At 71.6% G+C, this 20913-nt stretch carries 21 protein-coding genes; 18 read left to right on the top strand and 3 right to left on the bottom strand.

What is annotated here, in order from left to right; genetic code table 11:
- Positions 1-97 precede the first annotated feature (97 nt).
- The 7 genes from IF61_RS0120410 to IF61_RS0120380 all read left to right on the top strand — a co-directional run bounded on the left by IF61_RS0120410 (position 98) and on the right by IF61_RS0120380 (position 7041).
- The gene (locus IF61_RS0120410; RefSeq protein WP_043189993.1) at positions 98-817 is read left to right on the top strand and encodes a GntR family transcriptional regulator; all 720 of its coding nucleotides are present in this window, start codon (positions 98-100) and stop codon (positions 815-817) included.
- Between the two features lie 240 nt (positions 818-1057).
- Positions 1058-2068 carry a sugar ABC transporter substrate-binding protein gene (locus IF61_RS0120405; protein WP_449657290.1) on the top strand — a complete coding sequence of 337 codons (1011 nt, stop codon included), beginning with the start codon at positions 1058-1060 and terminating at the stop codon, positions 2066-2068.
- Entirely contained in the window at positions 2065-3117 is a 1053-nt protein-coding gene (locus IF61_RS0120400) for an ABC transporter permease (RefSeq protein ID WP_030367899.1), read from the top strand. Before IF61_RS0120405 ends, IF61_RS0120400 begins: the two co-directional genes overlap by 4 nt.
- Positions 3114-3977, top strand: coding sequence for an ATP-binding cassette domain-containing protein (locus tag IF61_RS0120395; protein WP_030367898.1), 864 nt, complete (start codon positions 3114-3116; stop codon positions 3975-3977). The genes IF61_RS0120400 and IF61_RS0120395 overlap by 4 nt, the downstream gene beginning before the upstream one ends.
- Positions 3978-4179: 202 nt before the next feature.
- Positions 4180-5298 (top strand): ROK family glucokinase, encoded by a 1119-nt coding sequence (locus IF61_RS0120390; RefSeq protein WP_030367897.1) that lies wholly within the window; start codon positions 4180-4182, stop codon positions 5296-5298.
- Positions 5298-5870, top strand: coding sequence for a hypothetical protein (locus IF61_RS0120385; protein ID WP_052392863.1), 573 nt, complete (start codon positions 5298-5300; stop codon positions 5868-5870). Before IF61_RS0120390 ends, IF61_RS0120385 begins: the two co-directional genes overlap by 1 nt.
- A gap of 352 nt (positions 5871-6222) precedes the next feature.
- Positions 6223-7041, top strand: a complete 819-nt coding sequence (locus tag IF61_RS0120380; protein ID WP_078660358.1) for an AfsR/SARP family transcriptional regulator — start codon at positions 6223-6225, stop codon at positions 7039-7041.
- Here the strand turns inward: IF61_RS0120380 and IF61_RS32500 are convergent.
- Positions 7023-7709, bottom strand: coding sequence for a DedA family protein (locus IF61_RS32500; RefSeq protein WP_052392862.1), 687 nt, complete (start codon positions 7707-7709; stop codon positions 7023-7025). The two genes, IF61_RS0120380 and IF61_RS32500, sit on opposite strands and share 19 nt — an antisense overlap.
- A complete protein-coding gene (locus tag IF61_RS0120370; protein ID WP_245684563.1) occupies positions 7706-8518 on the bottom strand; it encodes a class I SAM-dependent methyltransferase in 813 nt (270 codons plus the stop codon). Before IF61_RS0120370 ends, IF61_RS32500 begins: the two co-directional genes overlap by 4 nt.
- A gap of 131 nt (positions 8519-8649) precedes the next feature.
- On the opposite strand from IF61_RS0120370, the gene IF61_RS0120365 reads away from it, so the two are divergent.
- The 9 genes from IF61_RS0120365 to IF61_RS0120325 all read left to right on the top strand — a co-directional run bounded on the left by IF61_RS0120365 (position 8650) and on the right by IF61_RS0120325 (position 18756).
- Entirely contained in the window at positions 8650-9810 is a 1161-nt protein-coding gene (locus tag IF61_RS0120365; protein ID WP_245684562.1) for a sensor histidine kinase, read from the top strand.
- Positions 9807-10457 (top strand): response regulator transcription factor, encoded by a 651-nt coding sequence (locus IF61_RS0120360; protein ID WP_030367891.1) that lies wholly within the window; start codon positions 9807-9809, stop codon positions 10455-10457. The genes IF61_RS0120365 and IF61_RS0120360 overlap by 4 nt, the downstream gene beginning before the upstream one ends.
- A gap of 199 nt (positions 10458-10656) precedes the next feature.
- Positions 10657-11070 carry a DurN family substrate-assisted peptide maturase gene (locus tag IF61_RS0120355; protein ID WP_030367890.1) on the top strand — a complete coding sequence of 138 codons (414 nt, stop codon included), beginning with the start codon at positions 10657-10659 and terminating at the stop codon, positions 11068-11070.
- A gap of 43 nt (positions 11071-11113) precedes the next feature.
- Positions 11114-11350, top strand: a complete 237-nt coding sequence (locus tag IF61_RS0120350; RefSeq protein ID WP_030367889.1) for a cinnamycin family lantibiotic — start codon at positions 11114-11116, stop codon at positions 11348-11350.
- Between the two features lie 144 nt (positions 11351-11494).
- A complete protein-coding gene (locus IF61_RS0120345) occupies positions 11495-14731 on the top strand; it encodes a type 2 lanthipeptide synthetase LanM family protein (protein ID WP_030367888.1) in 3237 nt (1078 codons plus the stop codon).
- A 52-nt stretch (positions 14732-14783) separates the two neighbouring features.
- The gene (locus tag IF61_RS0120340; RefSeq protein ID WP_030367887.1) at positions 14784-15689 is read left to right on the top strand and encodes a Nif11-like leader peptide family natural product precursor; all 906 of its coding nucleotides are present in this window, start codon (positions 14784-14786) and stop codon (positions 15687-15689) included.
- Between the two features lie 51 nt (positions 15690-15740).
- Positions 15741-16718 carry a daunorubicin resistance protein DrrA family ABC transporter ATP-binding protein gene (locus IF61_RS0120335; protein WP_030367886.1) on the top strand — a complete coding sequence of 326 codons (978 nt, stop codon included), beginning with the start codon at positions 15741-15743 and terminating at the stop codon, positions 16716-16718.
- Positions 16715-17605 carry an ABC transporter permease gene (locus IF61_RS0120330; protein ID WP_078660357.1) on the top strand — a complete coding sequence of 297 codons (891 nt, stop codon included), beginning with the start codon at positions 16715-16717 and terminating at the stop codon, positions 17603-17605. Before IF61_RS0120335 ends, IF61_RS0120330 begins: the two co-directional genes overlap by 4 nt.
- A 95-nt stretch (positions 17606-17700) precedes the next feature.
- The gene (locus tag IF61_RS0120325) at positions 17701-18756 is read left to right on the top strand and encodes a hypothetical protein (RefSeq protein ID WP_030367884.1); all 1056 of its coding nucleotides are present in this window, start codon (positions 17701-17703) and stop codon (positions 18754-18756) included.
- Positions 18757-19209: 453 nt separating this feature from the next.
- Here the strand turns inward: IF61_RS0120325 and IF61_RS0120320 are convergent, their stop codons facing one another.
- Complete coding sequence (locus tag IF61_RS0120320) at positions 19210-19842, bottom strand: hypothetical protein (RefSeq protein WP_030367883.1); 633 nt, start codon at positions 19840-19842, stop codon at positions 19210-19212.
- A gap of 127 nt (positions 19843-19969) precedes the next feature.
- Here IF61_RS0120320 and IF61_RS0120315 point away from each other — a divergent pair, with 127 nt between their 5' ends.
- Both IF61_RS0120315 and IF61_RS0120310 read left to right on the top strand, forming a co-directional pair.
- The gene (locus tag IF61_RS0120315) at positions 19970-20401 is read left to right on the top strand and encodes an Hsp20/alpha crystallin family protein (protein WP_030367882.1); all 432 of its coding nucleotides are present in this window, start codon (positions 19970-19972) and stop codon (positions 20399-20401) included.
- A gap of 99 nt (positions 20402-20500) precedes the next feature.
- Entirely contained in the window at positions 20501-20896 is a 396-nt protein-coding gene (locus IF61_RS0120310) for a DUF2267 domain-containing protein (RefSeq protein WP_030367881.1), read from the top strand.
- Positions 20897-20913 lie beyond the last annotated feature (17 nt).

Below are 20913 nucleotides of genomic sequence, written 5' to 3'. Positions count from 1 at the left end.
CGTCGCATGTCCGGACAACCTGACCTACGAACTTCCCGTCATCCGGTCCCGGGGCTAGGCTCCCTGCGTGGCGAACCATCCACCCCTCCAGTTCAGCCTGGACCGCAGCAGCCCCGTTCCCCTCTACTACCAGCTGTCCCAGCAGCTCGAAGCGGCGATCGAACAGGGCGCGCTCGCCCCCGGCAGCCTCCTCGGCAACGAGATCGACCTCGCCGCGCGGCTCGGTCTGTCCCGGCCCACCGTCCGGCAGGCCATCCAGTCGCTGGTGGACAAGGGCCTGCTCATCCGCCGCCGCGGCGTCGGTACCCAGGTGCTGCACAGCCAGGTCAGGCGCCCCCTGGAGCTCAGCAGCCTCTACGACGACCTCGAAGCGGCCGGCCAGCACCCCGCCACCCGGGTGCTGCGCCACGAGACCGAGCCCGCCACGGCCCGTGTCGCCGCCGCCCTCGGCGTCCCCGAGGGCAGTGACGTGCTGCTCGTCGAGCGGCTGCGCCTCGCGCACGGCGAGCCCATGGCCCACCTGCGCAACCACCTCCCCGTCGGCCTCATCGACGCCGGCCCGGCACGGCTCGAGGAGACCGGCCTCTACCGGCTCATCCGCGCCGCGGGCATCACCCTGCACAGCGCCCGCCAGACGGTCGGCGCCCGCGCCGCCACCGCCGAGGAGGGCGCGCGGCTGGCCGAGCCCGAGGGCGCGCCGCTGCTGACGATGGAGCGGACGACGTACGACGACACGGGGCGCGCCGTCGAGTTCGGCTCGCACGTCTACCGGGCGTCGCGCTACTCCTTCGAGTTCCAGCTGCTGGTCCGCCCGTAGGGTCAGCCCGTAGGAATGGCGTACGGGCGAGCCCGTACGCCAGGCCGTCAGAATGTTCGGACAAAGTCTTGACGGGGTGGGGCGCCCGCCATTAGAACTCCACCCACATGCAGCAGCCCTCGGCAGGACCCCTGAAGCCCCCGCGGTCGGCGGTGACGGATGGTGACGGATACTTGGGCGGCTGGGCCCGTGGGACGGGTCCGGCCGCACCGTGACAGACAGTGAGAAGGGCAACTCCTCGTGGCAAGGGTTCGGACAGGCGTACGTGCGGTGAGCGCCGTGCTGGCAACGGTGCTCGGCGCCACCTTGGCGGGATGCAGCGCTACGGGCGGCAAGCGTGCGGAGGAGCGGGCCGCCAAGGCCGCCCAGGGCCGCGCCGCGGTCGACACGCCGCGCTGGACCTTCGCGATGGTCACCCACTCGGGCGATGGCGACAATTTCTGGGACATCGTCCAGAAGGGCGCCAAGCAGGCGGCCGTGAAGGACAACATCAATTTCCTCTACGCGCACGACGCCGAGGGCAACAAGCAGGCGCAGAGCGTCCAGGCCATGATCGACCAGAAGGTCGACGGCCTGATCGTCACGCTCGCCAAGCCCGACGCCATGAAGGACGTCGTGGCCAAGGCGGCGAAGGCCGGCATCCCGGTCATCACCGTGAACTCGGGCTCCGACAAGTCCAAGGAGTTCGGGGCACTGACCCACATCGGCCAGGACGAGGTCATCGCCGGCGAGGCCGTCGGCGAGCAGCTCAACGAGCGCGGGAAGAAGAAGGCCGTCTGTGTCCTGCACGAGCAGGGCAACGTCGGCCACGAGCAGCGCTGCGACGGCGTGAAGAAGTCCTTCAAGGGCGAGGTGCAGAACCTCTACGTCGAGGGCACCAACATGCCCGGCGTGCAGTCCTCGATCGAGGCGAAGCTGCAGTCCGACAAGGACATCGACGCCGTCGTCACTCTCGGTGCCCCCTTCGCGCCCACCGCGGTCAAGGCCGCCGAGCAGGCCGGCAGCAAGGCCGAGGTCGACACGTTCGACCTCAACGCCAAGGTCGCCGAGGACCTGCAGACGGGCAAGCTCGGCTTCGCCGTCGACCAGGACCCGTACCTGCAGGGCTACGAGGCCGTCGACCTGCTGTGGCTCTACCGCTACAACCGCGACATGCTCGGCGGCGGCCGCCCGGTCCTGACCGGCCCGCAGATCGTCACCAAGGACGACGCCAAGACGCTCGCCGAGTACGCCAAGCGGGGCACCCGATGAGCGCCCCCGCAACGGCCCCCGTCCAGGACGCGCCCGACGAACGGCTGGTGCACCGCTCCTACCTGCGCCGCCTCCTCGGCCGTCCCGAGCTGGGCGCGGTCGTCGGCGCCGCCGCCGTCTTCCTCTTCTTCTCGGTCGTCGCCGACAGCTTCCTGCAGGCCTCCAGCCTGTCCACGGTGCTCTACGCGTCCTCCACGATCGGCATCATGGCGGTGCCGGTGGCGCTGCTGATGATCGGCGGCGAGTTCGACCTGTCGGCCGGCGTCATGGTCACCACCTCGGCGCTGATCTCGTCGATGTTCAGCTACCAGATGACGGCGAACGTCTGGGTCGGCGTGGGGGTGTCGCTCCTGGCCACCCTGGCGGTCGGCTTCTTCAACGGCTTCGTCTTCACCCGGACCAAGCTCCCCAGCTTCATCATCACGCTCGCCACGTTCCTGATGCTCACCGGGCTCAACCTCGGCTTCACCAAGCTCATCAGCGGCACCGTCTCCACCAAGACGATCGGTGACATGGAGGGCTTCGAGTCGGCCCGGGCGGTCTTCGCCTCCCACTTCACCATCGGCGGCGTGGACGTCCAGGTCACCATCCTGTGGTGGCTCGGCCTCGTGGCCCTGGCGACCTGGGTCCTGCTCCGCACCCGCGTGGGCAACTGGATCTTCGCGGTCGGCGGCGGCGCGGACGCGGCCCGCGCCGTGGGCGTCCCCGTCCGGCGCACCAAGATCGGCCTGTACATGGCCGTGGCGTTCTGCGCCTGGATCTCGGGCCAGCACCTGCTGATGTCGTACGACGTGGTGCAGTCCGGAGAGGGCGTCGGCAACGAGCTCCTCTACATCATCGCGGCCGTCATCGGCGGCTGCCTGATGACCGGCGGCTACGGGTCGGCCATCGGCTCCGCGGTCGGCGCGTTCATCTTCGGCATGGCCAGCAAGGGCATCGTCTACGCGCAGTGGAACCCGGACTGGTTCAAGTTCTTCCTGGGCGCGATGCTGCTGCTCGCGACGCTGCTCAACGCCTGGGTCCGGAAGCGTGCGGAGGCCAGCAAGTGAGTGCGAGTGCAGAGGCCGGGCAGGACGCCGGCCAGGAGGCGGCCGCCCTGGTCCGGCTGACCGGCGTCAGCAAGTTCTACGGGAACATCCGCGCCCTCGAAGGAGTCTCCCTGGAGGTCCACGCGGGCGAGATCACCTGCGTCCTGGGCGACAACGGCGCCGGCAAGTCCACCCTCATCAAGATCATCGCCGGGCTGCACCAGCACGACGCCGGCAGCTTCGAGATCGAGGGCGAGGAGACGAAGCTGGCCTCCCCCCGTGAGGCCCTCGACCGCGGCATCGCCACGGTCTACCAGGACCTCGCGGTCGTCCCCCTGATGCCGGTCTGGCGGAACTTCTTCCTCGGCTCCGAGCCGACGAAGGGCGCCGGCCCCTTCAAGCGGCTCGACGTGGAGCAGATGCGCGAGACCACGCGCAGCGAGCTGCTGCGCATGGGCATCGACCTGCGCGACGTCGACCAGCCCATCGGCACGCTCTCCGGCGGCGAGCGCCAGTGCGTCGCCATCGCCCGGGCCGTCCACTTCGGCGCGAAGGTGCTCGTCCTCGACGAGCCGACCGCGGCGCTCGGCGTCAAGCAGTCCGGCGTCGTCCTGAAGTACGTGGCGGCCGCGCGCGACGCCGGCCTCGGCGTGGTGTTGATCACCCACAATCCGCACCATGCGTATCTGGTCGGTGACCGCTTCGTGCTGCTGAAGCGCGGCGCGATGGCCGGCAGCCACGCCAAGTCGGAGATCGCCCTGGACGAGCTCACCCGCCAGATGGCGGGCGGCAGCGAGCTCGACCAGCTCAGCCACGAGCTGGAGCGGGCCCCCGCCCCGGACGTGATCGGCGGCAGGCACGTCGGCTCCGGCGGGGAGTGACGGAGCTCTCAACAGGCGGGCCCGCCGGGGGCGGGCCCGCCCCCGGCGATGCGGTACGGAACGCTTCCTTGAGGCACAATCGGCCACGACCGTATCCACGAGGCAGCCGCCTCCCGAGACCACCGCAGGGACGACGACTCTTGCGAGCACGCAGCCGGAGCGACCGTACATCCGCCCAGCTCCACGCCGTGGCGGTGGCGTCATGAGCATGTACCGCGAGCTCCACCGGGGCGCCGCGAGAGCCACTGTGCTGCGCACCGTCGGCACGCGCGAGCGCCGCTCGCACCTGACCGCCCCGCGCGTCCCCACCGTCGGCATCGACATCGGCGGCACCAAGGTGATGGCGGGCGTCGTGGACGCCGACGGCAACATCCTGGAGAAGCTCCGCACGGAGACTCCGGACAAGTCCAAGAGCCCCAAGGTCGTCGAGGACACCATCGTCGAGCTGGTTCTCGACCTCTCCGACCGGCACGACGTGCACGCCGTGGGCATCGGCGCGGCCGGCTGGGTCGACGCCGACCGCAACCGCGTCCTGTTCGCCCCGCACCTGTCCTGGCGCAACGAGCCGCTGCGCGACCGCCTCGCCGGCCGCCTCGCCGTCCCCGTCATGGTCGACAACGACGCCAACACCGCCGCCTGGGCGGAGTGGCGCTTCGGCGCCGGCCGCGGCGAGGACCACCTCGTGATGATCACCCTCGGTACGGGCATCGGCGGCGCGATCCTGGAGGACGGCCAGGTCAAGCGCGGCAAGTTCGGCGTCGCCGGCGAGTTCGGCCACATGCAGGTCGTGCCCGGCGGCCACCGCTGCCCCTGCGGCAACCGCGGCTGCTGGGAGCAGTACAGCTCCGGCAACGCCCTCGTGCGCGAGGCCCGCGAGCTGGCCGCCGCCGAGTCCCCCGTCGCGTACGGGATCATCGACCGCGTCGGTGGCAACATCCACGAGATCACCGGCCCCCTCATCACCGAGCTGGCCCGCTCCGGCGACGCCATGTGCGTCGAGCTGTTGCAGGACATCGGCCAGTGGCTCGGCGTCGGCATCGCCAACCTCGCGGCCGCCCTCGACCCCTCCTGCTTCGTCATCGGCGGCGGCGTCAGCGCCGCCGACGACCTGCTGATCGCCCCCGCCCGGGACGCCTTCCGCCGCCACCTCACCGGCCGCGGCTACCGCCCCGAGGCCCGCATCGTCAAGGCCCAGCTCGGCCCCGAGGCCGGCATGGTCGGCGCCGCGGACCTGGCCCGGCTCGTCGCCCGCCGCTTCCGCCGCGCCAACCGGCGCCGCGTCGAGCGCTACGAGCGCTACGCGAGGGCGGGCCGCGCTTGATGACCACCACGGAGCACCCCGCAGAGCGCACGGCGCTGCCGCCCGGCCCCCCGCCCGGCGGCGGCTTCAGCCGCCGCTGCCTGAAGACCGTCATCATCTTCCTGCTCATCGCCATCCCCGCCGGCTACCTCTACATCTCCGCGATGCAGAGCCGCGGCGGCAGCGAGTCCAAGAAGGAGCAGGCCGCCGCCTCCGGCCTGGAGGAGGGCTGGCCGACCCGGCTCCAGCGCCGCCTCTACGAGGTGACCGTCCCGCCCTACGCGGAGGACGTCGCCTCCTACGAGACCAACGCGTGGAAGGCGAGCTCGCTCTTCCTGCAGTTCACCACCACGCGCGAGAAGTTCGACAAGTGGCTCTCCGACGTCGGCTCCAGCCCCGCCGAACTGGAGGCCGGCGAGGTCACCATCGACGAGGACGAGGCCGCCGAGGTCGGCTGGGACCTGGGCGAGGGCCACCACTGGGCGGGCACCACCGTCGAGCAGGACAAGCCCAAGCCCTCCCTGGAGATCACCGCCAACCTCGACGACCCGAAGTACCCCCGGGTCTTTATGGTGTCCACGACCACGCCCTGAGGGTGTGCCACGCAGCCGGACAGCGTGGCGCGCGTGAGCGAGAAGCAGCCCCCGTAGCCGTAGCCGTAGCCCCTCCAGCACCGGACCGACGGCCCCGAGGACGGCTCCGTCCTCGTCGTCGGCCCCGCCCTCGGCACCACCTGGCACAGGTCGTAGAGGCCGCACCGCACGGGGTATTTTCGGCCGCACTTTTCATGCATGTGTCATTGATCTATGCGCGCCGCTATACATGCATACACCAGACACACTCAGGAAATAGTCCATGGGCCGGTGTAGCATCCCTCATGTGACCCAACTATCCGCATTCTCCCCGTAGTTGAGTCACTGACAGGGGGCTGGGGAAAGGAGTCCTGTGGACGACAGCGAATGCTTCTGTGTGCTGGGCCCATTGCAAGTGTCGGCTGGAGGCCGGGCGATTTTCATTCCCGCGGGCAAGCAGCGAGCGTTGCTCGCCGCGCTGCTGGTGAACGCGAATGAGGTGGTCCCGGTCAGTGAGCTGGTCGACCGGCTGTGGGGCGACGGGCTGCCGTCCCGGCCCCGCCGTGCCCTGCACACCATGCTGACCCGGCTGCGCCAGAGCCTGGAGGCGGACGGCGCCGGGCTGGGCCGGCGCATCCGCACCGCCCCGGGCGGCTACACCATCGAGGTCGCTCCATGCTGCCTCGACCTCAGGCGCTTCGACTGGCTCACCCGACTCGCCCGCGCCGCCGGGGACCGCGGCGACCTGGCCGGGGAGGCCGATCTGCTGACCGAGGCGCTGGCGCTGTGGCGTGGTCAGCCGCTCGCGGACATCGAATCCGAATCGCTGCACCGCGAAGTTGCGCCCAGGCTCCGGGAGGGCTGGCTCACCACGAGCGAGCGCTACCACGACGTGTGCCTGGCCCTGGGCCGACACGACCAGATCGTGGGAGAGCTGCGCGCGCTCACGTTCAAGTACCCCTTTCACGAGCGCCGCTGGACCCAGCTGATGACCGCGCTGTACCGCTGCGGCCGCCGCGGTGAGGCCCTGGAGGCCTACGCGGCGATGCGCACGTCCTTCCGTGACGAGCTGGGTGTGGAGCCGGGGGAGGAAGCGCGGCGACTGCACCTGGCGATGCTGCACGCGGACGAGGAACTCCTGCCGGTGCGGGGGCCGCTCCCGCGGGAGCAGTATCAGCAACGCGCCTCATAGCCGCCCGGGCGGCCGGCTCGCACACGCAGGCGCCGGTTCCGCCGCCGCCTCGTCCGTACGACCCGTACCACCCGTACGGTCAGGACGACCAGCACCGCACCCGCGACGACCGCCACCACCAGCAGCACGCCCGCTCCCCCGTGCAGGTGCGCCGGGATCAGCCGGCGCAGGGAGGCCGCGCCCGCGTAGCCGGCCCCGGCCTCCGCGCCCGCCCACGCCGTGCCCGCCGCAGCGCTGTACGGGGCCAGACTGCGGTAGGGCAGCCCGGCCGCCCCCGCCGCGTGCGGGGCGAGTGTGCGGGCCAGCGGCAAGAAGCGGCAGATCAGGACAGCCGCCCGGCCTCTCCGGCGCACCACCGCGCAGGCACGGTCCCACGCCGGGGCCGGGACCCTGTGCCCCAGGCGTCCGGTGCGCAGCCCTCCGCCGAGCCTGCTTCCCATCCGGTGGGCCTGCAGGTCCCCCGCGACGGCGCCGGCCGCCGCGCAGACGATCACGGCGGGCAGGGCCAGTGTGCCGGCGTGCGCGAGGCCGCCCGCGACCAGCAGCAGGGTGAGCGTGGGAACGAAGGGGCCGAGCAGCAGCACTGATTCCAGGGCCACGACACCGGTGATCACTGGATAGGCGGCGGCGGGCGGTATGTCCGCCAGTAGTCCGGCGGGCAGGATCACCGGCGCAGCCAGGGGCGGTCCGGGGCGGCCGCGAGCGCGGCCGCGGTGCCGGCCGGGACAGCGCACCGCTCGGGCGCGCGCAGGTGGATGACGCGGGCGGGCGGGAGGTTGCGCCAGACGATGCCGCCGCTGCCGCCGCTGCCGTAGTGGGCGGAGAACTCGGTGAGCACGGCGCCGACCGAGCGGTGCCGGGCGGCCTCGGCCCGGCTGCTGATCAGGTTGCGGGCCGGTTGAGTGCCGAGGTAGCCGAAGTAGGTGAGGTGGCCGCCGGGCACGAGCGCGGTCAGAAAGCGCTCCAGGAGAGAACGGACGGTTTCCGGTGTGAAGTTGGTGAACGGCAGGCAGGAGACGATGACGTCGTAGGCGCGCTCGGCCAGTGGCAGCTCAGTGATCGACTCCGGGATGATGCGGATCTGTCCGGAGACGGCGGACAGCACCGCGTCCCGGCGCAGCGCGCGGGTGAGCAGCCGGACGAAGGCGGGGTTGAACTCGACGGCCTCCAGCCGGTCGCCCGGCCCGAGCCGGGAGGCGATCGCACGGGTGACGGTGCCGGTGCCGGCGCCCACTTCCAGGACCCGGACGGGTCCGCGGCTCCCGGGGGCGAGCAGCGGCGCGGCCAGTCCGTTGCCGAGGTGGATGCTGCTGGGCGCGATCGCGCCGGTCGTACGCATGCTGCGCCAGGCCTCGCGCAGGAACGCCATCATGCCCGGCTCCCGGCCGCCGGCGCCGGATGGTTCGAGGGAATCCGGAAGAGAGGCCTGAGAAGAAGCGGAGAAGGCAGCGGAAGACTTGGCCTGATTGCTCGTCATGGCGGCAACGCTAGGAAGCCGGCGACCGGCCGCCCTCGGCCTTCCTGCGACGGTGTACCCCTACGAAAGTAGGGGTCGGTGGCCGACAACTGTCGTGGATGGCAGGGCGATTGCCTGCCTAGGATGATCGGGTGAACAAGTCAGCGGGCCGGGTGTCGGGCAAGGCGGCGGGCCGTGCGTGGCCGTGGTGGGCGGAGGCGCTGCTGGTCGGCATGGTCACCTGGAGCGCCGTGCAGGAGGCCTACGTGGCGGCCGGCGGCACGCTGGCCAGCCCGCGCGTGGTGCCGGCGGCGGTGCTGGGCCTGTCGGTCGCGCTGCGCTACCGGTGGCCCGTGCCGGCCGCCGTCTGCGCGACGGCCGGAGCGGCAGGGCTCGGGTCGCTGTTCCCCTTGCTGATCGTGGTCTTCCACCTCGCCTCCCGTGGCCGGCTCGTTCTCGGGGCGGCGAGCGCGGCCGCCGCGATGGCGGCCGGCGCGTTCACCCACCCGCAGCAGAGCCTGTGGGCGACCCGCTCCTACGGGCCCCTGGCAGTGCTGCTGGTCGCCCTCGCCTTCGGACTGTGGGCCGACAGCCGCCGCAGACTGGTCTCCTCGCTCGCCGGCCAGGTGGACCACCTGCGCGTGGAGCGCGAACTGCGCGCGGAGGGAGCCCGGCTGGAAGAGCGCACCCGGATAGCCGCCGAGATGCACGACGTCCTCGCACACCGCCTGACAGTCATTGCCCTGCACACCGGCGCCCTCCAGCGGCGCGGCGCCGCCCTGCCCGGCCCGGTGGCCGACCGCATAAGCCTGCTGCGCACCGCCTCGACGGAAGCCTTGGACGACCTGCGGGACGTCCTCGGGGCACTGCGCCGCCACGGCCCCGCCGAGGCCACGGACGCGCGGGAGCCGGGCCTGCGGGCGCTGTCGACGCTGCTGGACGAGGCGCGGGCAGCCGGTCAGGAAGTCGACACGCTCGTCGAGGGCGACGCCGAGGCCGTGCCGGCCAGCCACCGCCTCGCCGTGCACCGCCTGGTTCAGGAGGCCCTGACCAACGCCCGTAAACATGCCGCAGGAGCGCGGGTCCGGGTAGAGGTGCACTACGGACCGCCGGAGTCCACCGTGGTGGTCCGTAACCCGGACGGCGAGCGGTCCGAGGTCGCGGCAGCGGGATCCGGCTACGGCCTGGTGGGGCTGGCCGAGCGGGTGGACGCGCTCGGTGGCCGCCTGGCATACGGACCCACGGGAGCGGGTGGCTGGGAAGTCACCGCCGGCATCCCGCAGGACAGCCGGCGAAGCGAGGGAGCGGCGTGATCCGCACGATGATCGTTGACGATGACAGCCTGGTGCGCCTGGCGCTCGTGGACATCCTCAGCGACGCACCCGGCATCACCGTCGCGGCGCAAGCGCCCGACGGCGCCGAGGCCGTGGCACGGGCCGGTACGCAGCACGTGGACGTCGTCCTGATGGACGTCCGCATGCCCCGCATGGACGGGATCGAGGCCACCGCGCGGCTGCTCGCCCTGCCCGATCCGCCCAAGGTCGTGATGCTGACGACCTTCGACCTCGACCAGTACGTGTACGACGCCCTCGCCGCCGGGGCGGTCGGCTTCCTGCTCAAGGACAGCGACCCCGCAGAGATCATCCGGGCCGTGGAAGTCGTCGCGGACGGCCAGGCCATGCTCCACCCCTCCGCCGCGCGGCGCCTCATCGAACACTGCCACCGCACCACCCGCGCCCGGACCTCCGCAGCCCGCTCACGCCTGGACCGGCTGACACCACGGGAGGCCGACGTGCTGAGGCTCCTCGCCGAAGGCGCCTCCAACGCCGAAATCGCCGCGGGGCTCGGTATGCGGGAAAGTACGGTGAAAGCCCATGTCAGCCGCATCCTGGCCGCCTTGGAAGTCGGCAACCGGGTCCAGGCCGCCCTCTACGCACGCGACGCCGGGCTCACCGGCTGAAGGCGCCGCGAAAGCACCGTGAAAGCGCATGGAGAGCGCGCTGAAAGCGTGACGAAAGCGCAATGAAAGTGCGCTGAATGCGTACTAAAAGTGTGTGGAGAGCAATGCGAAGGCACCGTGAATCCCCGGTGTGACCGATCGGCAAGTCCCCCCGTCTAACGTCGTTCTGCCGGGACGTCGAACGGAATTGGGGTGGTCCATGAAAAGCGCGAAGGAAGACACGATCTACCCGGGAGTCGACACCATCCGGCGTGTGCAGGAGCTCATGGTCCTGTGCATGCTGCTGCCGCCCGACGGGAAACTGCGGGAGGTCCTGGAGAAGGCGCTCGCCCTGCACGAGGAGCCCTTGCTCGCGCGGACCGCCCGGCCGGCCGGGCTGCATCCGTTCGAGGTCAAGGCCTGGCTCGAATCCCTGTGGATCCACGGTGACCTCTCCCCCGAGGGGAGGGAACTGGTCGCCTGGCAGAACGTCGGCGACAACATGAATGCGGCCCTGCACGAGCTCCAGGATGCCGAGGAGCGGACCGGCCTCGTGCTGATCGCCCAGGAGCTGCAGAAGGACCTGCACCACTTGAACGCCGGGCAGGGCCGGGTGGTCCAGCCGTCCGAGTGATCTCCACTCGCACACCGATCACTCACACACCAAGGAGAACAGCATGACTGCAACCATGCTCCGCCAGACCGTAGTGGACGCGGAGTTCCGCGCCGCCGTGCTCGCCGACCCGGCCGCGTTCGGCCTGTCGGCCACGTCCCTGCCGGCCGCGGTCGAGGACTTCGACCAGGAGTCGCTGGACTTCTGGACCGAGGGCGCCGTGGCCATGAACGCCGTCGAGTGCACCAGCTCCTGCAGCTCCGGCCGCTTCACCATCATCTGCGACGGCGGCACCAAGTAGTGACCCGTACGTCGCTCCGGTGAATGAACCGGGGCCCTGACCTTCCGGGGTCCCGGCGGTGCGGTGGGGCGGTCCGTCCGCCCCACCGCACCGCGCATCCTGCGTGCATCCGACCGACCCGCCGACTCCAGGAGTACGTGCCGCATGGCCACTGCCGCCTATCCCATGGACCTCGCCGCGAGGGCGAGCAACCTCGCCGAGCGCATACGGGTCGTGAACGCCTGCGACCCGCCGCCCGGCCCCTTGCCGCCGGGCGGCCCGGACGCCTTCGACACCTGGCGGACCGGGCGGCTCGCGGCAAAGCTGGCGGACAAGTTCGCGCAGGAGGCGGCGCACCGGTCGGTGCCGCCGCAGTACTCCAAGGACGAACTCGTCGTGGTGCTGTCCGCCTACCGGCGCATCGAACTCGGCCTCGGGGACGCCCCGGGCAGCGTGCGCGACACGCTCGCGGAGGTCCACGCTTCCTGGCTGCCCACCTACCGGGCGGCGCTCGACGCCGCCGGCGGCAGGCCGGACGGCGAGGCCGAGGCGTTCCGGCGCGACCCCGGGGTGTACTACGGCAAGCTGGCCATAGCCTGTGCACCGTTCCTGGCGGAGCTCGGCCGCAGGCTGCGCAGGACGCGCGCGAACCTGCCGGGGCGGCGGCGCGCCCTGCTGAGCGAGCGGCTGGTCGAGGACTTCCAGCGGCACCTGCTGCAGCGCTTCGAGATGGCGCTGGCGTGGGCCGTGGAAGCCGACGCCAAGGTCCACTGCGAACTGCAGGGCATCGACGCCGCCGGCGCCACGCGCGAGGAGTACATCGGCTATCTGGACCTGACGTTCGCCGATCCCGCCTCGTACCACGCGTTCTATCTCAAGTACCCGGTACTGGGACGCTGGCTGGCCCATGTGACGGCCCTGCTGGGAGCGTACGGCGAGGAGGTCTTCCACCACCTCGCCACGGATGCCGGCCGGATCGGCGAGGCCTTCTTCGGGCGGCGGACGATCAGTGCCTTCACCTCCTTCGAGCCGGGCGGCGGCGACTACCATGCGGGCGCCCGCAGCGTCGCGCGCGTGCGGGCCGAACTCGGCGACGGCTCCACGGAGACGTTCTGCTACAAGCCGCGCAGCGTCCGGGCCGAGGCCGGCCTGCAGGAACTGCTGCGCGCCCTGGCGGACGACGGGGTGCTCGGTTTCGCTCCCCGCGCCGTGCTCCCGATGGGCGGATACGGCTACGAGGCGCTGATCCCCTCGGGACGCAATGAGGTGGCGACGGTGGAGCAGGCGGCCGCCGTCTACCGCGAACTGGGCGGATACCTCGGCGTCTTCTACGTGCTGGGCGGCAGCGACCTCCACCACGAGAACATCATGGTCGCCGACGGGCACGCCTTCGTCTGCGACGCCGAGACCGTCCTCGGGATCACCCCGCGGGGGCAGGGGCAGCCCGACGGCACGCTGATCGACTCGGTGTTCAAGACCGGGCTGCTCGAACGCCCCCGCGACGCCGTCCTGCCCGCGGGCCCGGACACCATGAGGATCAGCGGCTACGCGGGCGGTGAGGACTACGAAGTGCCGATGCCGGTGCCCCGGATCGGCGGGGACCGGCTCAGCTTCCAGGCGTCCGTGGCCCATGTCACCGGCGCCCGGGTCCCGGTCGACCCGGCCAACCGGGTCGTCCTGGGCGGGGAGCTGGTGCGGCCCGAGGACCACGCCGACGCCGTCACCGAAGGCTTCGAGCGCGTCTACGCCTGGTTCCAGCGGAGCCCCGAGGAGGCGGCCCGGCGGGTGGCGGAGGCCCTTGGGGATATTCCGGTGCGTTTCGTGAACTGGAGCACCCAGATCTACCAGCAGCTGCTGGTGGCCGCCCGGCATCCGAAGTGCCTGGCCGAGCCGCTGGAGGTCGACCTGCTGGCCAACACCGTCCGGACCTTCCCCCGCACATGGGACCACACCAACGTCCTGGCGGAGCGGGAGAGCCGGTCCCTGTGGCAGCTGGACATCCCCCTGTTCTCCGCGCGGGCCCGGGGCACGCGCCTCGTGCACGACCACACCGACGAGCTGACCTCCCCCCTCGAACTCTCCCCGCTCGACGAGGCGATCGGGCGCATCGGCCGGCTCACCGACCACAACCGTGTGCAGCAGACGCACTACATCACCGCAAGCCTGGTCGCCGACGGGGTGGCCGACGAGTCGTTCGTCCGCGCGGCCACGGACTACGCGGCCAGGACCGGCGACCGGCTCCTCGGGGAGCTGCGCCCGCCCGGCGCCGCCTCGCCGTGGACCTCCTACGAACTCGCGGACGGGTCCGTGACCGTGGTCGACATCGAGGCCGACCTCTACCTCGGCACCGCGGGCATCGCCCTGTTCCTGGCCTACCTCGACGACGCGGTGCCCCGCGAGGAGTTCCGGGCGGCCGCCGAACGGGCAGCCGAGCACGCGGTCGTCCACTGCGACCGCAAGCGTCCGGGGGCGTTCGGCGGCATCGGCGGCACCATCTACCTCCTGACCCACCTGCACCACCTGTGGAAGGACGAGCGGCTGCTCGACCAGGCCGTGCGGCTGACCGGCGAACTGCCCGCGCTGATCGAGGCGGACCGCCACCTGGACGTCTTCCAGGGCGCGGCCGGGCTCATCCCCGTACTGCTCGGCCTCGCGGACGCGACCGGCGGACACGGCATCGAGCTGGCGCACCGCTGTGCCGACCATGTGCTGCGGCACGCCGAGGCCGACGGTGCCGGCCTGAGCTGGCCGCCCTTCCCCGCCGGGGTCGCGCACGCCAACCTCACCGGGTTCGCCCACGGCGCGGGCGGCATCGGCTGGGCACTGATCGCCCTGGGGCGGCGCACCGGCCGCGAGGACTGCGTCACGGCCGGGCTCAAGGCGTTCGCGTACGAGTCCCGGCACTTCGACGGCGTCGAACAGGACTGGTACGACCTGCGGACCAGCGCCGGAGGGGTGGCCAAGAACGGCCGCCACTACGCCAACGCCTGGTGCAACGGAGCGGCGGGCATCGGGCTGAGCCGGATCGCGAGCTGGGCGGCGCTCGGCTCCGCCGACGACACCATGCTGCGGGACGCCTACGCGGCGCTCAGAACCACGGTCCGCAACTTTCCCCGGCTGCGGAACCACACCTTGTGCCACGGCAGGTCGGGCAACGCCGAACTGCTCCTGCGAGTGGCCGCCCTCTGCGGCGACCCGACCTTCCGGATGGAGGCCAACATCCAGGCGCAGGCTCTCTGGCGCGACTTCGACGACCCGCGGGACGGCGCGGCGGAGGGCAGCGCCAACTTCTTCCCCGGACTGATGCTGGGGATCTCCGGGTTCGGCATGCACTGCCTGCGCCTCGCCGCACCGCAGCGGGTCCCCTCCGTCCTGCTCCTCGATCCCCCGGCCGCGCCCTGATTCCTCCCCCGCCCCCTTTCACCACCGGGGCAGACAGAAAGAGAGAGACCGCATGTCCGTCGAATCCTGTACGGAATTCCTCCTCTCGGCCCGGGACCCGGGGGACCTGGCGCAGCAGATGAAGGCGATGACCGGGCTGGAGGAGATCGTCCTGCTCGGCCGGCGCAGCGGATACTCCTTCAGCGCCGAGGAGCTGGTGGCGGCATCGGCATCGCTGCCCGGCGGCTCCCCCGACGCCGCGCGGCGCGCGAGCCCGCCTCCGGCGGACACCGCCTTCTACCACTACGAGTACGCGATCGACGACCTGCCGGGGTTCGAGCCGGTCGCCGCGGAGCTGCCCCGCCTGAAGATCCGGCCGCCCTCGGCGGACCTCGCGGAGCTCGCCGCGGGCTTCCGGGAGGAGGACATGCGGTCCACCTCGCTCTCCCCCGCCGATCCCCGCTTCCGCGCCTGGTACCGCAAGGCCGCGGCGGAGCCGCTCCGGCGGGGCGCCGCCGGCCTGCCCGCGACCCATGGCTTCCACCTCATCAACCTGGACGAGCACGTGACACACCCGGGTTACGGGGACTACCTCGCCGCCAAGAGCCGGGTCGTCACCGCCCTGGAAGGCCTCTTCGGCGGCGAGGTGCGCTTCTCCGGGGCGTTGTGGTACCCGCCGGCCGGCTACCGGCTGTGGCACACCAACGAGGACCAGCCCGGCTGGCGGATGTACGTCATCGACACGGACCGGCCGTTCGAGACCCCGGAGAAGTCCTCGTTCTTCCGCTACATGAACCCACGGACGCAGGAAATCGTCACGCTCCCCGAAAGCCCCCGCACCGTCCGCTTCTTCAAGATCGAGCAGGATCCGGAGAAGCTCTTCTGGCACTGCATCGTCAACCCCACGGACCGCCACCGCTGGAGCTTCGGCTTCGCCGTCCCCGAAGGCTGGATGGACCGCCTGCGACCGGCCGCCTGATGCGACCTGCCGACCAGAGAGACCTGTCCGCGAACGAGACGAGGAGAACAGGTGCCGGCAGGATCCGGACCGACCGCCATCCACGCGCGCGGGGTGACCAAGACCTACGGACACGTACGGGCCGTACGCGGTATCGACCTGACCGTGGCCCAGGGCGAGACCTTCGGCTTCCTCGGCCCGAACGGCGCGGGCAAGTCCACCACGATCGCCATGCTGTGCACCCTGGCCACGCCCACCGCCGGGCACATCGAGATCGCCGGTCACGACACCCGCAGGGAACCGCACGAGGTGCGCCGCGCCATCGGCCTGGTCTTCCAGGAGACCACGCTCGACGGCGATCTGACCGCGGCCGAGAACCTGCGGTTCCACGCCGACCTCTACGACATGCCCACGGCCTCGCTCCCGGCCCGCGTCGACGCCATGCTCGGCCTGGTCGGACTGACCGAGCGGCGCGGCAGCCTGGTGCGGACGTTCTCGGGCGGGATGCGGCGCAGGCTGGAGATCGCCCGGGGGCTGCTGCACCGTCCCCGGCTGCTGTTCCTGGACGAACCGACCATCGGGCTCGATCCGCAGACCCGGGCGCACCTGTGGACGTATCTCTCGGAGATCCGGGCGCGCGAGGACACCACGATCTTCCTCACCACCCACTATCTCGAAGAGGCCGAGACGTGTGACCGGATCGCCATCATCGACGGCGGGCGGATCGTGGCCCAGGGGACCCCTGCCGAGCTGAAGTCCGTGGTCGGCGCGGACCGCATCGAGCTGCGCACCGAGGACGACACCGCGGCGGCGCAGGCGCTGCGGACCCGCTTCGGTCTGGAGGCGACGGCGTTCCCGGGCGGTCTGCGGGTCCGGGCCGAGGACGGGGCGCGGGCCGTGCCGGCCCTGTGCGCAGGGCTCGGCGTCCTCGTCCAGGAGGTCACCGTCATCCGGCCCACCCTGGACGATGTGTTCCTCCACCACACCGGTCGCGGCCTCCGCGACGACGCGCCGCCCCGGGGCGGCGACGGAGCGGGAGATCCCCGATGAGCCATGCCACCACCGGCCGCGGCACGGACCGGAGCCCGTCGGTGCCCGCCGGCCCGGCGGGTCCGGGTCGGCGCTCCCGCCGTCTCACCGCCGAACTGCGCGCGGGCCGCATGGTCTGGCGCCGGGAGATGATGCACTTCTGGCGGGATCTGCCGAGGGTGGCGTCCGCCCTGGCCCAGCCGCTGCTGTTCCTCTACATCCTGGGCATCGGCCTGGGCCGGCTCGTCGCCGGCTCCCACACCTCGGACGATTACCTGCTGTTCCTCTTCCCCGGCGTCCTGGTGATGACCGTGCAGCAGCCCGCGATCGCGGTCGGCGCCTCGATCGTCTGGGACCGGGAGAGCGGCTTCCTGCGGGAGATGCTCGTGGCCCCGGTCGGGCGGATCACGCTGCTGCTCGGCAAGTGCCTCGGCGGCGCCACCGTCGCCACCTGCCAGGCCCTCGTGGTCCTGGCCAGTGCCGGGCTCGCCGGAGTGCCCTACCGCGTCGATCTGTTCGCGGCCCTGCTGGCCGAGCTGCTGCTGGTCTCTCTGTCCCTGACGGTCCTGGCCGCCGCGCTCGCGGTCAGCGTCAGGCGGGTGCAGACCTTCAACGTGGCGCTGAGCGTCCTGCTTCTCCCCCTGACCTTCCTGTCCGGGATGATGTTCCCCGTGAGCGCCATGCCGGACTGGATGGCGGCGCTCTCCCTGATCGACCCGCTGACGTACGCGGTCGACGGCATGCGGCAGACGGTCATGACCTTCCACCACGGGCCCCTCTCCGACTACTTCGACCGCGTCACATGGGGCGGATGGCAGGTGACGGCAGCAGCCGAGTTCACCCTCGTGGCCGTCGCCACGCTGGTGGGAGTGGTCGTGGCAGGCCGCCGCTTCTCCAGGGCGGAGTGACCGCAGTGCTCCGCCGCCATTCTCTTCCCTCATCCGGGAGTTCACCTATGCCAGGCACCTTCACCTCAGGCACCTCACGCACCACGCCGGGCACCTTGCACACGCGGAAACTCCGCGGGAGCGCTTCGCGCGGGGCCCGGCGGCCGGGCCGGCTGGTCGCGGCGCTGGGCATCACGGCCTCCGCGCTGCTGGCCGTCCCGGCCACGTCCGCCCACGCCTTCGGCACCTACGGCTCCCTGGGCCAGAACCACGAACACGAGCGGATCACCCGCGCAGCGCTGTCCTGCGACTCGGACCTCGCGGACAAGGGCAGCTGTTTCCAGCCCCGGTCGATGGACCAGGTCTCGGGGCACGACGCCCAGCTCCTCTCCGGCAAGGGCCTCGGTGCCGTCGGCGCCCCGGACCGCACCCAGCTCGCTCAGGCCAACGCGCACTGCGACAACGCGGACTACTTCGACGCCCCGTCGTACCCCGTCAGCCGTGCCGCCGCCACCAAGGCGCTTCAGAGCTGCATCGCGAACCTGCAGATGCGCTTCAAGGACGGCGCCGGCGCTGCCGGTCGCATACTCAACGGCTCTGGTGCGGTCGCCCCGGACCAGGTCGGTCTCGCCGACGACTGCAACGTCATCCAGAGCGCCGACGAGCGGCGCGCCAAGTGTAAGGCGTTCAAGGCCTTCGGCGAGTCCCTGCACGGCATCCAGGACTTCTACGCGCACAGCAACTGGACCGACAAGGCCGGCACCGGCAAGCCGCCGGGCATCCACAACCCTCCGGGCCTGAACCGCCCGGCGCCGTCCCCGCTGCTCGACCTGACGGCGTCCAGGCCGCCGGCGGACATCCCCGTGGACCTGTCGACCGGCTGCTTCTACCTGCCCGGCAGCGGCAGCTGCACAGGCCGCATCGCTCACAGCGACGACATGAACAAGGACAACGGCCTCATCGACCAGCGGACCGGGGCGGCCTCCGACCCCACGACCCCGCGCGGCAAGGCCGCCGGCAACTTCGACCGCGCGGTCCACGGCGCCATCACGGAGACCCGGCGGCAGTGGCACGACTTCCAGCAGCAGCTGAAGGGCGCCTACGGCGTAAAGGAGGGCAACCGGATCGTGTGCGCTCTCACCCACGACAACGCGGTCGCCGACTGCTCCTGACGTCACGGGCGAGGTGCCAGAGTCGGCTGGACGGCGCTGGGGCCTTGACCCTGCCGGCCACAGTCCGCCCGCAGGTGAGTGTCATGCTCGCGCAGCTGCACCGTCTGCCGAAGGCGCGCAGCGACTCGTAGCGTTCCAGGGCCTTGCCCACCTCGCGCGCGAAGACAGGGTGGGGCGTTCGTTGCCGATCCAGGCCCGCTGGTAGAGCCGGCGGGCGAGCGCGAACCACTGGTCGAACTCGAACTTGGTGTATCCGTAGCCCTCGCGATCTGCTCCTGGTGATCCCAGCGGGACTCCAACAGGAAGGACCCGGCGAGCTGTCCCTCGTCCGGGTCCTCGGTGAAGTGGCCGAAGGGCCTGCGCTGTTCCTCGCTTTGAAGATTTGAAGAAGCGCAGAGTTGTGTCACGTGACGGCAGGGGGATCTCGCGCATGCCTTGGGGCGACGGGTGGGTTCAGGGGGGTGTGAGGGTGTCGAGCCGGGCGGCGAGGTCGGGGTGGGCGGCGGCCAGGTAGGGGCGGGTGGCGGTCAGGGGGGCGATGAGGTCGGCGGGGTCGTCGTGGGCGAGGGCCGCGTGGAGCTTGTTGAGCGGGCGGCGGGCGGCGGCGGGCAGGTCGGTGAGGGCGGTGATCTGGCCCGCGATGCGGCGCAGGTCGGCGGCGTTGGCGCGGGCCCAGGCGGCGGTGGTGCGTTCGGCGGCCCGGGCCCGGCGGGTGGCCGTCACGCGCTGCTCGCCGGTGGTCCCGGCGGGGCCGGGGCGGCCGCGTAGATAGCGGCGTTCGGCTGCCTGGCGGCTGGCGACGCCGAGGGGATGGGCGAGGTCGGCCCAGCTGGCGCCCGCGTCACGGGCGGTTTCGATCAGGCCGGTCTCCCATCCGGCGAGCAGCTCGCGCACCTGCCGCAGCAGCATCAGGGAGGCCAGCGCCTGCTCCGGCCCGGGACCGGGACCGCCGGGCATGTCCGGAGAGTCCCGCTGGGCATCGCGCAGGGCGTCGTCTATGGCGTGCAGAGCCGCCGCGGCGGCGAGGAACGACGCCGGGCTGTGGGCGTTCGTGCTGGTCGTGGACGGCTGGTCGGCTGCGCTCACGGACACCTCCCTCGGGTTGTCATCATGTAGACGACATCATGTTTGTCATCCATTGGATGACATGTTACAACGGTGTCAGTGAGCGCATTGGCAGCAACTGCCTGAACCTGCTGGAGGTGTTTTCACGATGTTGATGCGCACTGACCCCTTCCGTGAGCTGGACCGGCTGACGCAGCAGCTGATGGGTCCGGGCACCTGGTCGAGGCCGTCGGCGATGCCGATGGACGCCTACCGCGAGGGCGACGAGTACGTGGTGGCCTTCGACCTTCCCGGTGTCACCGCGGACGCGATCGACATCGACGTCGAGCGGAACATGCTCACCGTCAAGGCCGAGCGCCGGCCGGTGACGAAGGCCGACGACGTGCAGATGGAGCTGTCCGAGCGGCCGCTGGGCGTCTTCTCCCGCCAGATCGTGCTCGCCGACACCCTCGACACCGAGCACATCCAGGCCGACTACGACGCGGGCGTGCTCACCCTGCGCATCCCGATCGCCGAGCGCGCCAAGCCCCGCAAGATCTCCATCGGCGTCGGCTCCGGCCGCAAGGAGATCTCCGGCTGACACCGGCCGGACCGGTGCGGAGGACGGGCACCTGGTCTCCCCCCTCACCCCGCCTCCGCACCCCCGTGGGCAGTCCGAAGAAGAAGGGGCGGCGGCGAGATGACTCTGCGACGCGAAGCGTTCCTCGACCACGTGAAGGAACGCGGCGAATACGGCACTGCGGAGGAAGCGGAGCGCGCGGCCCGCGTGGTGCTCGCCCTGCTCGGCGCGCACCTGGTCGGCGAGGTCCGGGCCCAGCTCGCGGCGCGCCTGCCGGAGGGCTTCGCCCTGATCCTGCTCAACCCGCTGCAGAGCGCCGAACCGCTGACCCCGGAGCGGTTCGTCCGGGCGACCGCCGCCTGGATCGAGGGCGCCACCGAGCAGACCGCGGCCTGGGACGTCAGCGCCGTGCTGTCCACCGTCGCCGACGCCGCCGGCGATGACCTGCTGGGGCAGATCCTGCTCCAGCTCCCCACCGGCTACGACCTCCTCTTCGGCCGCCCCCGGTCCACCTGACCATGACCGGTGGTGCC

Origin of the sequence: Streptomyces roseoverticillatus, from assembly GCF_000719265.1 — a bacterium.
GTDB lineage: Bacteria > Actinomycetota > Actinomycetes > Streptomycetales > Streptomycetaceae > Streptomyces > Streptomyces roseoverticillatus.
This window is presented reverse-complemented; position numbering and strand designations above follow the sequence as displayed.

What these genes read in the sequence shown, in the direction of transcription:
- IF61_RS0120355 (WP_030367890.1), top strand. Translation starts at nt 10,657, where the DNA reads ATGAAAAGCGCGAAGGAAGACACGATCTACCCGGGAGTCGACACCATC.
- IF61_RS0120330 (WP_078660357.1), top strand. Translation starts at nt 16,715, where the DNA reads ATGAGCCATGCCACCACCGGCCGCGGCACGGACCGGAGCCCGTCGGTG.
- IF61_RS0120345 (WP_030367888.1), top strand. Translation starts at nt 11,495, where the DNA reads ATGGCCACTGCCGCCTATCCCATGGACCTCGCCGCGAGGGCGAGCAAC.
- IF61_RS0120385 (WP_052392863.1), top strand. Translation starts at nt 5,298, where the DNA reads ATGACCACCACGGAGCACCCCGCAGAGCGCACGGCGCTGCCGCCCGGC.
- IF61_RS0120400 (WP_030367899.1), top strand. Translation starts at nt 2,065, where the DNA reads ATGAGCGCCCCCGCAACGGCCCCCGTCCAGGACGCGCCCGACGAACGG.
- IF61_RS0120310 (WP_030367881.1), top strand. Translation starts at nt 20,501, where the DNA reads ATGACTCTGCGACGCGAAGCGTTCCTCGACCACGTGAAGGAACGCGGC.
- IF61_RS0120350 (WP_030367889.1), top strand. Translation starts at nt 11,114, where the DNA reads ATGACTGCAACCATGCTCCGCCAGACCGTAGTGGACGCGGAGTTCCGC.
- IF61_RS0120315 (WP_030367882.1), top strand. Translation starts at nt 19,970, where the DNA reads ATGTTGATGCGCACTGACCCCTTCCGTGAGCTGGACCGGCTGACGCAG.
- IF61_RS0120390 (WP_030367897.1), top strand. Translation starts at nt 4,180, where the DNA reads ATGAGCATGTACCGCGAGCTCCACCGGGGCGCCGCGAGAGCCACTGTG.
- IF61_RS0120370 (WP_245684563.1), bottom strand. Translation starts at nt 8,518, where the DNA reads ATGACGAGCAATCAGGCCAAGTCTTCCGCTGCCTTCTCCGCTTCTTCT.
- IF61_RS0120340 (WP_030367887.1), top strand. Translation starts at nt 14,784, where the DNA reads ATGTCCGTCGAATCCTGTACGGAATTCCTCCTCTCGGCCCGGGACCCG.